The organism is Ilumatobacteraceae bacterium (assembly GCA_033344875.1).
GTDB lineage: Bacteria > Actinomycetota > Acidimicrobiia > Acidimicrobiales > Ilumatobacteraceae > Ilumatobacter.
Window position 1 is genome coordinate 3,422,152 of the sequence record JAWPMO010000001.1, and the last position, 14,056, is coordinate 3,436,207.

The following is a 14,056-nucleotide window of genomic DNA, read 5'->3' on the forward strand; positions in this document are numbered from 1 at the left end:
GCGATGCTCAAATCGACAGTCCGCCGTCGACCGGAACGACCACGCCGGTGATGTAGCCCGCCTGTTCGGAGGCGAGGAACCCGACCAGCGGTGCGGTTTCCTCGGGTGCGGAGAAGCGTCCCATCGGGATCTCGGCCTGCAGCTCGGCGAGGCGGTCGGGAGGGATCGAGGCGACCATGTCGGTCTCGGCGTTGGGCGAGATGGCGTTGACCGTGATGCCGAACCCCGCCAACTCCTTGGCGGTGGTGCGGGTGAACCCGATGATGCCGGCTTTGGCGGCCGCATAGTTGGCCTGACCGATGTTGCCGTGCAGCCCGGTGTACGAGGTGACGTTCACGATCCGGCCGTAGCCGCGTTCGCGCATCGTCGGCACGACGGCACGGGTGAGGTTGAAGGTGCCGGTGAGATGCACGCCGAGCACCGCCTGCCAGTCGTCGTCGGTCAGTTTCCAGACCACACGGTCGCGCAGGATCCCGGCGTTGTTGACGACGATGTCGATGCGGCCGGTCACGCCGAGCACGTGGTCGACCGCGGCGTTCACCGACTCGGAATCGGCGACGTCGGCGACGAGCGGGATCGCGTCGTCGAGTTCGCCGACGAGCACGTCGGCGAGTGCCTGCTCGTTCACGTCGGCCACCGCCACGGTGGCACCGGCGGCAGCGAAGAATCGGCTGAGTGCCAGCCCGATGCCCCGCCCGCCGCCGGTCACGATGACGGTGCGGTCGCTGAAGTCGTATGAGGTGCTCATGGTGTTCCGATGATAGGGACGAGGCCGCCGCCGCGGCCAGCGTCGGCGGTCGTGTCGGAGGCCGGATGCACCGGCTTCACGCCCAGTCCGGGGTGTACTCGATGTGGGGTTCGATCGGCCCGAGGTCGGCGTGGCGGCGGAGCTCGTACCGGCCGAGCTGGTTGCGGTGCACCTCGTCGGGCCCGTCGGCGAGGCGCAGCAGCCGGGCGGTGGCGTAGGCGGCGGCCAGGCCGAAGTCGTTGTTGGTGCCGGCACCGCCGAACGCCTGGATCGCCCAGTCGACGATCTTGCAAGCCATCGTCGGCGCGGCGATCTTGATCATCGCGATTTCGCTGCGGGCTTTCTTGTTGCCGACCGTGTCCATCAGGTGGGCGGTCTTGAGGGTCAACAGGCGGGTCTGCTCGATTGCGATCCGCGACTCGGCGATCCGTTCGAGCGTCACCGACTGCTCGGACACCGCACGGCCCCAGGTGACCCGGTGCTGGGTCCGCCGGCACATCATCTCGAGTGCCCGCTCGGCCAGACCGATCAGCCGCATGCAGTGATGGATGCGGCCCGGGCCGAGGCGACCCTGGGCGATCTCGAACCCGCGCCCCTCGCCGAGCAGCATGTTGGTCGCCGGCACGCGCACGTCGACGAAGTCGACCTCGGAGGCCCGATCGGGCATGCCGTAGAAGTTGAACACCGGCAGCGGACGCATCACGTCGACGCCCGGTGTGTCTTTCGGCACGAGGATCATCGACTGCTGCCGGTGACGATCGGTGCTGTCGGGGTTCGACTTCCCCATGAAGATGATGACGTCGCACCGGGGGTCGGTCGCGTTGGTGGTGTACCACTTGCGGCCGTTGATCACGTATTCGTCGCCGTCGCGCACGATCGAGCTCTGGATGTTCGTCGCGTCGCTCGACGCGACGAACGGCTCGGTCATCGCGAACGACGAGCGGGTCTCGCCGGCGAGCAGCGGTCGCAACCACCGCTCCTGGTGCTCCGGCGTGCCGTAGCGGGCGAGCACCTCCATGTTGCCGGTGTCGGGCGCCGAGCAGTTGAACACCTCAGGTGCGAGGTGTGAGCGGCCCATCACCTCGCAGAGCGGCGCGTACTCGAGGTTGGTGAGGCCAGGTCCGTGCTCGCTGTCGGGGAGGAACAGGTTCCACAGACCGGCCTCGCGTGCGAGCGGCTTGAGTTCCTCGACGACCGGCCACACCGCCCACGGGCCCAACTCCGCCGACTCGGCGAAGTAGCGGGCCTCGTTCGGATAGATGTGTTCGTCCATGAACGCCTCGAGCCGCTCCCGCAGCTCGCGCGTGCGGGCGTTCTCACCCAGGTCCATGGGCGTCGGGCCCGTCGTCGTGTCGGTTGCCATCACGTGTCGTTCACCGTTCGTTGGTCGCCATCGGGGGGTCGGGGGTGTGCGTTCCGGCGCGGAGGCTCTCGATCCACTGTTCGCGCGTGTCGACGCGGACGGTGGCGATCGAACGTGCCATCTCGCTGTCGCCGCGTTCGAAGGCATCGAGCAGCATGCGGTCGTGCGCGAGCGCCACTTCTCGTCGCTTCGGAGAGGTGAGCCAGGCGCGTCGGAGGTTCTCGTCGCGGAGCTGGATCGCGGAGAGGATCGAGCTGAGTGTCTCGTTGCCGGTCGCGTCACCAACCAGCGCTTGGAACCGTCGTTGGAGGCGTGCGACCTCGGCGGGGTCGGTGGCGGCCTCGAGTTCGTCGATCACCGCGTGCATCCCGGCAAGTTGCTCCGGGGTGACGCGCTGGGCGGCGAGCGCCGTGGCGGACGGGAGCAGCATCCGACGAACCTCCAGCACCTCGTCGACGCCGTGGGTCTGGAGCAGTTCCATCGCGAACGACAGACCCGACAGCAGCTCACTGGGTGCCAGGCTCGTGACGTAGGTGCCGTCGCCGCGGCGGACGTCGAGGACGTTGATCTGCTTCAGTGCCCGCACGGCCTCGCGCAGCGAGCCGCGTGAGACGCCGAGTTGGTCGGCCAGCTCCTGCTCGGGTGGCAGCCGGTCGCCCGGACGCAGCTGGCCGGATCCGATCATCTGCCGGATGCTGTCAATCGCTCTCGTGGTGACGCCCATGCCACTTCTCCCGTCTCGTGATCGCCGCCCAGCGTGCCATATGGAACGCTCCGTGCTCGTTGGGTCGTGGGAGCGTCATCGGCTCCGAGTCCCATTCGTGAACGACCCGCCGCACCCCGAGGGCTGCGGCGGGTCGTTCGACATCATCGGGATCAGCCGGCGTCGCCGGTCGCCAGTGCGCTGACGTCCTCGAACTCGCCGTCGATCGGGACGACCTTGCCGTTCTCGAGCCGGCTGTACACCACGCTCCGGTTGAAGAGGCGGTTGTACCCCTCGAGGCCGTCGGTCCACTCCTGCGTGAAGTCGAGCACCGGCACCATGCCGTTCAGGTCGAGGCTCGACGTGGTGTTCGCCGCGTTGTAGAACGACTCGGCGGTGATGTCACCGTCGATCGTCTCGGCGATCTGGGTGAACCCGACGAACGCGGCCCACGTGCCCATGCCGCCGAGCGAGTTGTAGTCCAACGCCGTCGTGTCGATGCCACCCTCGTCGAGCGCCAGGCGGTACTCAGCCCACGGCTCGGTCGAGATGTCGGGGTACATCCCGACGATGATGTCGCCGTCGGTGGCCTCTTCGGCGCCCTTGGCGGACACTTCGTTCAGGTTGCCCTGCGGACCGTACTGCCGGGCCTCGGTACCCGACTGGGCCCAGGCGGTGTTCCACGTGATGTAGGGCGTCTCGGAGATGACGGCGACGACGCAGTCGGCATCGGTGGTGGCCTGGGCGACTTCGGCCGAGTAGTCCTGCGCGGTGGGGGGCAGGATGATCGTGTTGCCGAAGCTCATGCCGAGCGCGGTGATCGCGTTCTCCATCGGCGGGATGAACACCTGCGCACCGTCGATGATGACGGCGTTGATGCTCTCACAACCGTCTTCGACCGCCTTCTTCACCTCGCCGACCGCGTACATCGGCTGGTTGCCGATGTTGAACGAGTACGGGCTGGTGAGCTCCGCCGGTGTGATCGGACAGCACGCGCCGAACCAGGTGATGCTCGATTCGGCGATGACGGGGACGATGCTCTCGGCGAAGTACGTGAACGAGCCGACGATCGAGACCATGCCTTCCTCGACGGCCTGGCGGGCGCAGGTCGTGGCGATCGCCGGGTCGAACTGCTCGTCGCAGACGGTGACCTCGAGCGGCCGGCCGGCGATGCCGCCCCGGGCGTTGATGAAGTCCTGGTAGAGGTTCGCCGTGTTGGCGATGTTCTGGTAGGTCGGTCCGGCGGCGTTGAGCGTGGTGACCGTCATGACCTTGAGCGGTTCGCCGGTCGGCTCGGTCGAGTCACCGGTCGACTCGGCGGTGGAGTCACCGGAATCCGTCGTGTCGTCGGATGGTTCGGCGGAGTCGCCGGCCGTGGCGGTGTCGTCGGCGGGTTCGGCGGTGTCGTCGTCGCCGCCGCACGCCGAAGCGACGAGCGCCAGGGCGATGAGTGGAGCGACGATGGCCCGCAACGAACGTGTGCGCTGGGCAGGTCCTCTGGACATTGGTTGGTTCCCCCTTGATGTGGATGTGCGTGCGAAGTCGACCGACGTTGCATCGACACGACCCCCTGTGTGCCAGACGTCATTTGAACACAAACATCGGATGTTCGCCAGTTGGACATCCGATGTTGTTGGAGATCTGCCGCTCGACGTAGAACGTCGGCATTCGTCTGCATTGGCCCGTTCATCGCTCAGGCGTGCGGCTTCCGCTTCGATTGGATCGCGTTCGAATGTCGCGCTACTGTCCCGCCACGCGCCGAGCGATCCGATGTTTCAGCATCGGAGATCGCACCGGTGTGGGGGAATTCGCATCGACCGAGGGGGAAGATGAACGAAGTCATCAGATTCGCGCTGCTGGGGCTCGGGGTCGGAGCGTTGTACGCGTTCGGCTCGCAGGGCCTCATCGTCATCTACCGCGGCACCGGCGTCCTCAACTTCTCGCTCGGCGCGACTGCGATCGCCGGGGTCTTCGTGCAGTGGGAACTCCAGTACGAGCACGGCTGGCCGTTCGTCGCCGCGGCGGTCGTCGGCGTCGCGCTCTCGGCGCTGCTCGGTGCACTGACCCACTGGGTGATCATGCGCCCCCTTCGGCGCGCCAGCTCACTCGTCCGGGTGATCGCCACGCTCGGTGTGCTCATCACGGTCCAGGCCGGGGTCGTGATCCGCTACGGCTCGGCGCCACGTCAGGTCGACAGCTGGCTCCCGACCGACCGGGTGACCCTGTGGGGCGACGTCGGTATCACCGTCGACCGCTTCATCCTGATCGGCATCGCCGGTGTGTCGGCATTCTGCTTGTGGCTGCTCTACCGATCCAGCCAGTTCGGTCTCGCGACCGAAGCGGTGTCGGAGAGCGAGCGCTCGGCGTCCGCCGTTGGCGTGTCACCCAACCGGATCGCCGTGTTGAACTGGTCGCTCGGTTCGGCACTCGCCGCCTTCGCCGGCATCCTCGTCGTGCCGATCATCACCTTGCAGGTCACGTCGATGACCTCGCTCGTGCTGGCCGCGCTGGCCGCGGCGCTCGTCGCCGACTTCCGGTCGTTCCCGATCGCCACCGCCGCCGGTGTGGGGCTCGGGGTCGGCCAGACGTTGGTGGGTCGCTTCGTCGATCAGCAGGGACTCGGCCCGTCGCTGCCGTTCCTCGTGATCATCGTGTTCCTGGTCCTCCGCGGACGGTCGCTGCCGCTGCGCGACTATTTCCTGCGGGAGTTGCCCATGATCGGCAACGGTCGCATGTCGTGGGATTGGACGATCTTCGGGTCGCTGGTCGTCATCTTCCTCATGCTCACCAAGCAGGCCAAGTGGGTCGACGCGATCACGGTGTCGCTGGGCGTCTCGATCGTGCTGCTGTCGATCGTGGTGCTGACCGGTTACGCGGGACAGCTCTCCCTCGCGCAGTACTCGATGGCCGGATTCGGTGCCTGGGTCGCCGGTCGGCTCGTCGCGGTCTACGACATCCCGTTCCTGCTCGGTCTCGTCGCCGGTGTCGCCGCCGCCGTGCCGCTCGGTCTGGCGTTTGCGCTGCCGGCCGTGCGCACCCGCGGCATCAACCTCGCAATCGTCACGCTCGGACTCGGCACCACGATGGAACTGATGCTGTTCCGGAACCGGGACTACACCGGCGGGGTGCAGGGCACCCAGGTCGGTAATCCGGATCTGTTCGGCTTCGACATCGGTTCGATCAACCATCCGGCTCGTTACGGCATCTTCACGCTCGCGATGGCGCTGCTGGCGGTGTGGGTGATCTCGAACGTGCGACGCGGCCGGAGTGGTCGTCGCCTGATCGCGGTCCGTACCAACGAGCGCGCGGCCGCTGCGCTGGGCATCGACGTGATGGCCGCCAAGCTCTTCGCGTTCGCGTTCGCCGCTGCGATCGCGGCGTTGGGCGGCATCCTCCTGGCGTTCCGTCTCAGCTCGATCAGCTACCAGTCGTTCACCAACTTCACGTCGGTCACCTACGTCGGTTTGGCGCTGGTCGGTGGCGTCGGCCACCTCCTCGGTGCGTTCGTCGGTGCGTTGATGGCGACGGCCGGTGTCAACCAGGAGGTCCTCGAATCGACCTGGGGCGGCGTCGGCAAGTGGATCCAGCTGATCAGCGGCATCGCGATCCTCCTCACCGTGCTCGCCTACCAGGACGGTGTCGCCGCCGAGTGGGTGAAGATCTTCCGGTTCTTCAAGAAGGCCCGCAAGTGGGGGCGCTCGTACATCATCGAACTCGCCGACGTCGCTGCGCCGATGCCCGAGGACGGCCACTTGGTCAAGGTGCCACCACGAACGCTGTCGATGGAAGGCCTCACGGTCCGTTACGGCGCGGTGGTCGCGGTCAACGACGTCTCCCACCGGGTCGAGCCCGGACGGGTGACCGGCCTGATCGGTCCGAACGGTGCCGGCAAGACATCGCTGATCGACGCGCTGAGCGGCTTCACGTCGGCCGAGGGCCGAGTCATGCTCGACGACGTCGACCTCTCGAACCAGTCGGCGACGCGACGGGCGCGAGCGGGTGTGGCCCGGTCGTTCCAGTCGCTCGAACTCTTCGAGGACTCGACCGTGTTCGAGAACCTCAGCGTGGCCGCCGACCCGCAGGACCTCCGTTCGTATCTTCGCGACCTCGTGCAGCCGGTCAACCCGCCATTCCCACCCGAGGTCGTCCGGGCGATCAAGGAGTTCCAGCTCGACGAGGATCTCCACCGCGACGTGAAGGATCTGTCGTACGGCAAGCGACGACTGCTCGCGATCGCCCGCGCCGTTGCGATGCACCCGAGCGTGCTCCTCCTCGACGAACCGGCCGCCGGTCTGAGTTCGGCCGAGAGCGCCGAACTGGCCCGAGTCGTCCGCCGCCTCGCCGACGACTGGGGCATGGCGATCCTGGTGGTCGAGCACGACATGGAGTTCGTGATGGGGGTGTGCGACGAGGTGATCGTCCTCGACTTCGGCACCAAGATCGCCTCGGGTGTGCCCGAGGACGTCCAGTCGAACCCGGCCGTGATCGCCGCCTACCTCGGTGACGAGACCGACCACGACGACGAGGTCGAGATCGACGAGTCGGATCGAACCGTGTCGACGATCGGAGGGACGTCGTGAACACCCAACTCTCACCGGTGGTGCGACCGCTGCTGCAGACCCGCAACCTCAAGGCCGGCTATCAGGGTCGCGAGGTGGTCCGAAAGGTCGACCTGACCGTGCGGCGCGGCGAGGTCGTGTGCCTGCTCGGCCCGAACGGCGCCGGCAAGACCACCACGCTGCTCACCATCGCCGGCGAGCTGGCGCCGGTCGACGGCATCGTGCTGTTCGACAACGTGCCGACGTTCACACCGATGTACCAGCGGGTGCGCAACGGCATCGGCCTGGTCACCGAGGAGCGCCTGGTCTTCACCAAGATGTCAGCGCGTGACAACCTGCGGATCGGCGGCGGCGACGTCGAACGGGCACTCGCGCTGTTCCCCGAGCTCGAGCCGCGGCTGTCGGTCCGCGGCGGGATGCTCTCGGGCGGTGAGCAGCAAATGCTCGCGCTCGCACGGGCGCTCAGCCTCGACCCGAAGCTGCTGCTCGCGGACGAGTTGTCGCTCGGGCTCGCGCCGAAGATCGTCGACCGTCTGCTCGGAGCGGTCCGGACCGCGGCCGACGACCACGGCACGGGTGCCCTGATCGTCGAACAGCATGCGCGCAAGGCGCTCAAGTACGCCGACCGCATGTATCTCATGGCGCGCGGACAGGTACTGCTCGAACTCCCGGCCGACGAGGCGATCGAACGACTCGACGAGATCGAGGAGGCGTACCTGCGCGGCACCTCCGAGACCGAGGAAGACCACATCGAACACAAGCGCCGGAAAGACAAGAAGAAGGCATGGCGACGTCTGCGGGTTCGTGAACGCGAGCTGGCGCGACTGACCGGACGAATCGTCTCCACCAGGAGGGAAGAGGATGATGACCACTACTTGGAGATCGAGCGCGTTCGGCGTGACCGGTCGATGCGAGCAAGGAAGTAACTGACATGGGCTACCGCACCGCTGAACTCCCCCCGGTCGATCTCGACGAGTTCGCCAAGATCCCGTTCATGGAACGGATGAAGATGCTGCAGCTCCACTGGGTGGAGCAGGGTTTCGGCACGCCGAAACAGACGGGCACCTTCTACGCCTGGAAGATCTTCCTCTACGCGCTGTTCGGGTTGATCTTCGCGGGTGCGTTCACCGCCGGACTCGAGTTCAACGACATCGGCGGCTGGTGGGACGAACCGATCCTCTACCAGAAGCTGATGATCTGGACGATCCTGATGGAGATCATGGGGCTCGCGGCCACGTGCGGCCCCCTGGCGTTCCACTTCGACCCACCGATCGGCGGGATCCTGTACTGGTGGCAGAACGACACGCTCCGGGTGCCGCCGTACCCGAACCACGTGCCGTTCACGAAGGGCAGCCGTCGCACCCCATGGGACACCGGGATCTACAAGCTGATCCTGGCGAGCCTGATCTTGCTGCTGTTCCTGTCGGGCGATCCGGTCGAAGGCTTACCCGAGGGTCGTGCCGGCATGCTCCCGCAGTGGGCGATCCTCATCTACTGCGGACTCATCATCACGATGGGGCTGCGCGACAAGGTGGTGTTCCTGTCGTCACGCGCCGAGCAGTACGTGCCGACGCTGCTCTGCTTCGGGTTGATGACCAACTTCGTCGACATGATCGTCGCGGCCAAGATCTTCATCGTCGTCGTGTGGATGGGTGCCGGGTTCTCGAAGCTCCAGCACGGGTTCTCCTCGACGGTCTCGATCATGGTGCAGAACACGCCGTGGGTGACGTCCGACAAGTTCCGCAAGGCGACGGTCAAGGACTATCCCAACGACATCCGGCCATCGAGAATCACGCACCTGATGGCGCACATCGGTGGAACCACCTGCGAGATCGTGATGCCGCTCGTGCTGCTCTTCTCGCCGTGGCCCTGGATGACCTGGATCGCGATCGTGTCGATCTGGGCGCTCCACACGTTCATCATCTCGACGTTCCCGCTCGCCGTGCCGCTGGAGTGGAACGTGTTCTTCATGTTCTGCGCAGCGTTCCTGTTCGGCAACTTCAAGGCCGGTGAGGGCTACGGCGTCGGCGACATGGATCCGTTGCTCCTGGCGGTCGTGGTCGGCGTCGCGCTGTTCCCGATCGTCCTCGGTGCGCTCCGCCCGCAGTACGTGTCGTTCCTGGTCGGGATGAAGCAGTACGCCGGCAACTGGGCGTCCGCCACCTTCTCGCTCCGCAACAAGGAGATCGAGGACCGCATCAACGAGAAGATCGTCAAAGCGGCCGACAACCAGATCGACCAGCTCGAGCCGCTGTTCGGCAAGGAGATCTCGGAGATCTTCATCCAGAAGGCCGTGGCGTTCCGGATGATGCATCCGATGGGTCGGATGCACATCTCCGGGCTGATGTGCCACGTCGACAGTCTCGACGATCGCATCCAGCGTGAGGGTGAGTTCTTGAGCAACGTGCTGACCGGCTGGAACTTCGGCGACGGTCACTGTCTCGACGAGCGACTGATCGCGGCGTGGCAGGAGCGCTGTGAGTACGAGCCCGGTGACGTCGTCGCCGTGTTCACCGAGTCGCAGCCGGCGTTCAGCAAGAAGGTCCAGTACCGGGTGATCGATGCCGCCCTCGGCACGGTCGAGAAGGGCTGGTACCACAACGACGACGCCTACCACGAGCAACCGTGGCTCCCGAACGGCCCGATCCCGCACACCGTCACCTGGCGGCTCGAGGACTATGAGCCGCAGGGCGTGCCGCACCCGGGCACCGGCGGCCGGTGACCCCTCGGCCGCTCCGAGCCGCCGCGTGACGGCGGCTCGGAGCCCGGTCGGGTGACGAGCGCTGCGTCGCTCAGTCGGTGGTGTGGTCGCCGCTGCCGACCACTTCGGGCGTCGCGATCGGCGCCTCGACCTCCGTGCCGAGCGGCCAGTGGGAGTAGCCGCCCCAGCACACGGCCGAGGTGTCCTCGCGGACGGCGCACGAATAGCCGTAACCCGTCTGCATCGACACGATCGGCTGGGCGGCGCCGTTGACATCCACCGGCGTCGGTTCGCCGTCGGAGGTCGGGGTGCCGTCACCGGCCTGACCGTTGCCGTTCTCACCCCAGCACTGTGCGGTGGCGTCGCCGAGTGTGACGCACGCGGTCGCGTGTCCGGCGCTGATCGACTCGGCGTCGCTCACGCCGGTCACGTCGACCGGGAGCGCGCTGTTCGTCTTGTCGCCGTTGCCGAGCTGGCCTGAGCCCGCCGACCCCCAGCACTGGACGCTGCCGCCATCGATGACGACGCACCCGTGGCCGTCGCCGACCGCGAGGTCGACCGCCGAATCGACGCCGACGACAGCTGCGGGCCCGCTCGAACCGCTCCCGCCGGTGCGAGAGCTGTTGCCCCAGCACCACACGGTGCCGTCGTCGAGCGTGGCACACGAGATGGCGCTGCCGACCTCGATGTCGACGGCGGTCCGTTCCGCCGGCAACCCGACGACCTCGATCGGCGTGGTGCGTTCGACACCTGACGCGAGCCCGGCACCCAGCTCGTTGAACGTGTTGAGTCCCCAGCACCACACGCCGGATCCGGGGCCGTCGGCGATGGCGCAGCTGTGGCGGTACCACGTGGAGATGTCGGTGACCCCCGTCAGACCGGTGACCTCGACCGGCGAGAACCGGCGTGTCGTCGTACCGTTGCCGTCGTCGGTCCCGTCGCCGAGCTGGCCGCGTGAGTTCTCGCCCCAACACCTGGCGGTGCCGTCGTCGAGCACGGCGCACACCGTCGACCATCCCGAGACGACCTGGGTGGCGTTCGTGATCGTGGTCGGCTGCGGCTGGTAGCGGCGGACGTTGGTGCCGTCGCCGAGATGCCCGGCCTCGCCCCAACACCAGACCGCGCCGTCGGTCATCAGCGAACACGTCTGTTCGTACCCGGCCGAGATCTCCGCGATGCCGAACAGACCTGCCGCCGGCACGTAGCCATTGACGTCGACGATCACGTCGGTCTCGGCGAGGCTGTAGATGCAGATCTGTCCCTCGCCATCGAGGCTGACCTTGGACAGCACGCCGTTCGGTTGGATCTGTCCCGGCCCGTAGTTCACGTTGGACGTCGTCGGCCGATCGGCGTCGCACGGCCACACGGTGAGGAATCCGGCGGCGGAGGGCAGCACGGCCGTGACGTTGAGATAGGCGGCCGTGGCGTCGTCGGGGATGTTGCAGCGGCCACCGATGTCGACGACGTACACCTCGTCGGGCCCGAACCGTCCGTCGCCCTGGAACAGACCGTCGAATGTCACTCCGTCGGGTCGCGTGTCGGCGCAGCGGGCGGGTTCGATCGCAACACGGTTGCCGCCCGGCGGCACGTAGGCGTTGACATCGGCGATCACATCGGCCGGAGCGAGGGAGAAGATGCAGACGAACCCGTCGTCGGAGACGGTGGCGAGCACCGCATTCGGGTTGACGTCGCCCGGCCCGTAGTTGACGTTGGACGTCTCGGGGACCTCGTCGGTGCAGGGATAGACCGTGAGGAACCCGGGTGCGTCGGGGAAGATCGCGGTGACGTTGAGGTACACGGCTTCGGTCCCGACGGGGACCTCGCCGCGATCCCACACCTTGAACTTGGCGATGCCACCGGCGTCGAGTCGGCCGTAGGCCGCGTACTGACCGTCGACGGTCTCGTTGCCGGGTGGCTGACGGGTCTCGAGCAATCGCGCCGGTTCGACGGGGATCGGTGCACCGCCGACCGGCACGTAGCCGGTGACGTCGACGATGACATCGGTCGTCGCGAGCGAGTAGACGCACACCGTGCCCTCGTCGGAGACCTTGGCCATCACGGAGTTGGGCACGATGTCGCCCGCGAAGTAGTTCACGTGCGATGCGACGGGCACTTCTGCGGTGCACGGATAGACGGTCAGGAACCCGAGTGTCTCGGGTGCGACGGCCGTCACGTTCAGCATCACGGCGGCGGGGTTGTCGGCGACACCGCCGCGGCCGGCGACGTAGAGGGTGACGTGCGTGCCGGCGTCGACTTGACCGATCCCTTCGAACAGTCCGTCGATCGTCTCCTGTCCCGGCCCGATGCGGGTGTCCATCAACCGCGCCGGGACGATCGGCACGAGGTTGGCGTCGCCGACCGCGTCGGCCTCGGGTGCGTTGCCCGCGAGGACGGCCGTGGCGGCCAGGACCAGGGCGGCGACGACCAGGACCGGTCGGCGCACGCCTTGCGCCCGTGTGGGGGGACGAATGACATCGGATGGGGCTGACATCCGGACGAACGTAGTCGAACGCGCTCGGTTCGATTTCCGCAATGCCGGCGGGCTTTGTCCAGGCGCGGCGTGGGGCACGGGTCACCCGAACGCGCGGCGGATGCCGGCGCTCAGTGTGTCGATCGCGAACGTGAGCACGACGAGTGCACCGATGGCACCGAGCACCGCGGCGTCGTCGCGGGCGACGAGGTGCTCCTGCAGCAGCCGACCCAACCCCGCTGCTCCGACCACACCCACGATGACCGTCCTGGGAATGGCATCTGAATGCTCCTTGGTTCGATGGATGGTCGAACGGACCATTTCTGCGGGGCCACTCGGGCCACCGGGTCGACGGTCACCTCGGTGACATCTTCGGACCGCGGGGTGTGAGGCCGCGAACAGAGGTACGATGAAGCCCTTGGGATGAGTCGCCTTGTCTGGGCGGGACGGCCGTAGCGCTGTCGCCCGGTGCAGGCCCGACGCCTCGACCTGAGCCAACGGCTCGAGGAGTCACATGAACGTCCACTCGTTTCCCATCTCGCGGTCGGTTCCGACCGTCACCGGTCAGACGGCCGCCGCAGCGGTCTGGTCGCCGCGAGTCCGCGGCCGCCGCGGGCGCGTCGCGATCCGACTCCCGTGGGCGCGCAGCATCGCGGTCGACCCCGCTCGGGTCACGGTCGAAACGCGACGAGCGGCGTGAGCGACACACGAGGGGTCACGCGGTTCCTCCCGTCCACCACGCCGCGCTTAACCGACGCGCTGCTGCTCGACGCACCGCTCGGTTCGCCGAGCCGGCCTTCGTGGCGCGGCCGCCTCCATCTGTTCGCGCTGGTGGTGGCGATTCCGATGCTCGTCCTGCTCACGATCGAGTCCGGCGCTGCCGACGCTCGCGCCTCGGTCATCATCTACGCCACCGGACTGTGCTCGATGCTCGCCGTGTCGACGACGTACCACCGCTACGTGCACACCATCCGAGGACGTGCGGCGTGGCGTCGCGCCGATCACGCCACGATCTTCGCGGCGATCGCGGGCACCTTCAGTGCGCTCGCGATGTCGAGCTTCAGTGCCGGGCCGACGATCGCCCTGCTGATCGTCATCTGGGGCGCGGCGGCGGTCGGGGCGGCGTTCAAGATCTTCAGCTTCCACCGCTCCAGCCGGTTCGGAGCAGCGATGTACATCGCGCTCGGCTGGGCCGGCGTCGCGATCGTCCCGGCGGTGTGGCAGCGTGGCGGACCGGTCTCCGTCGGTCTGCTGCTCGGCGGTGGGGTGCTCTACACGGTCGGCGCGATCGGGTTCGGACGCAAGTGGCCGACGCTGCGACCGGAGACGTTCTCGTACCACGAGGTGTGGCACGCGTTCACGATCGCCGCCGCCGGCCTCCACTTCGCGGCGGTGTGGACCGTGGCGACGTGACCACCGCCGATGACGCCCGGCCCGAAGCCGTCGAGCGACAATGCGCGAGGTGCCGGATGGCGTTCCCCGTCGAACCCGGGACTCACCCGATGGAGCTGA

The 14,056-nt window shown here is 67.4% G+C and carries 10 protein-coding genes; 4 read left to right on the forward strand and 6 right to left on the reverse strand.

Features of this window, described 5'->3' with window-relative positions:
- Positions 1–7: 7 nt before the first annotated feature.
- The 4 genes from R8G01_16155 to R8G01_16170 form a co-directional block, all read right to left on the reverse strand.
- On the reverse strand, positions 8–748 hold the full coding sequence (locus tag R8G01_16155) for an SDR family NAD(P)-dependent oxidoreductase (GenBank protein ID MDW3215533.1): 741 nt from the start codon (positions 746–748) through the stop codon (positions 8–10).
- 76 nt (positions 749–824) lie between these two features.
- Positions 825–2,111: an acyl-CoA dehydrogenase family protein gene (locus R8G01_16160; protein MDW3215534.1), complete on the reverse strand. Its 1,287-nt coding sequence runs from the start codon at positions 2,109–2,111 to the stop codon at positions 825–827.
- A 10-nt stretch (positions 2,112–2,121) separates the two neighbouring features.
- A complete protein-coding gene (locus R8G01_16165; protein ID MDW3215535.1) occupies positions 2,122–2,835 on the reverse strand; it encodes a GntR family transcriptional regulator in 714 nt (237 codons plus the stop codon).
- Between the two features lie 152 nt (positions 2,836–2,987).
- Positions 2,988–4,319, reverse strand: coding sequence for an ABC transporter substrate-binding protein (locus R8G01_16170; GenBank protein ID MDW3215536.1), 1,332 nt, complete (start codon positions 4,317–4,319; stop codon positions 2,988–2,990).
- A gap of 324 nt (positions 4,320–4,643) precedes the next feature.
- Between R8G01_16170 and R8G01_16175 the strand changes: the two genes are divergently transcribed.
- Genes R8G01_16175 through R8G01_16185 form a run of 3 tightly spaced genes read left to right on the forward strand, consistent with a single transcriptional unit; the run spans position 4,644 to position 10,095 of the window.
- On the forward strand, positions 4,644–7,394 hold the full coding sequence (locus R8G01_16175) for a branched-chain amino acid ABC transporter permease/ATP-binding protein (GenBank protein MDW3215537.1): 2,751 nt from the start codon (positions 4,644–4,646) through the stop codon (positions 7,392–7,394).
- Entirely contained in the window at positions 7,391–8,299 is a 909-nt protein-coding gene (locus R8G01_16180) for an ABC transporter ATP-binding protein (GenBank protein MDW3215538.1), read from the forward strand. Before R8G01_16175 ends, R8G01_16180 begins: the two co-directional genes overlap by 4 nt.
- Positions 8,300–8,304: 5 nt before the next feature.
- Positions 8,305–10,095: a DUF3556 domain-containing protein gene (locus R8G01_16185; protein ID MDW3215539.1), complete on the forward strand. Its 1,791-nt coding sequence runs from the start codon at positions 8,305–8,307 to the stop codon at positions 10,093–10,095.
- 70 nt (positions 10,096–10,165) lie between these two features.
- On the opposite strand, the gene R8G01_16190 is transcribed toward R8G01_16185, so the two are convergent.
- Positions 10,166–12,517 (reverse strand): hypothetical protein, encoded by a 2,352-nt coding sequence (locus R8G01_16190; GenBank protein MDW3215540.1) that lies wholly within the window; start codon positions 12,515–12,517, stop codon positions 10,166–10,168.
- Positions 12,518–12,646: 129 nt separating this feature from the next.
- Complete coding sequence (locus tag R8G01_16195) at positions 12,647–12,802, reverse strand: hypothetical protein (protein MDW3215541.1); 156 nt, start codon at positions 12,800–12,802, stop codon at positions 12,647–12,649.
- A gap of 438 nt (positions 12,803–13,240) precedes the next feature.
- Between R8G01_16195 and R8G01_16200 the strand changes: the two genes are divergently transcribed.
- The gene (locus tag R8G01_16200; protein MDW3215542.1) at positions 13,241–13,957 is read left to right on the forward strand and encodes a hemolysin III family protein; all 717 of its coding nucleotides are present in this window, start codon (positions 13,241–13,243) and stop codon (positions 13,955–13,957) included.
- The last annotated feature ends 99 nt before the right edge of the window (positions 13,958–14,056 follow it).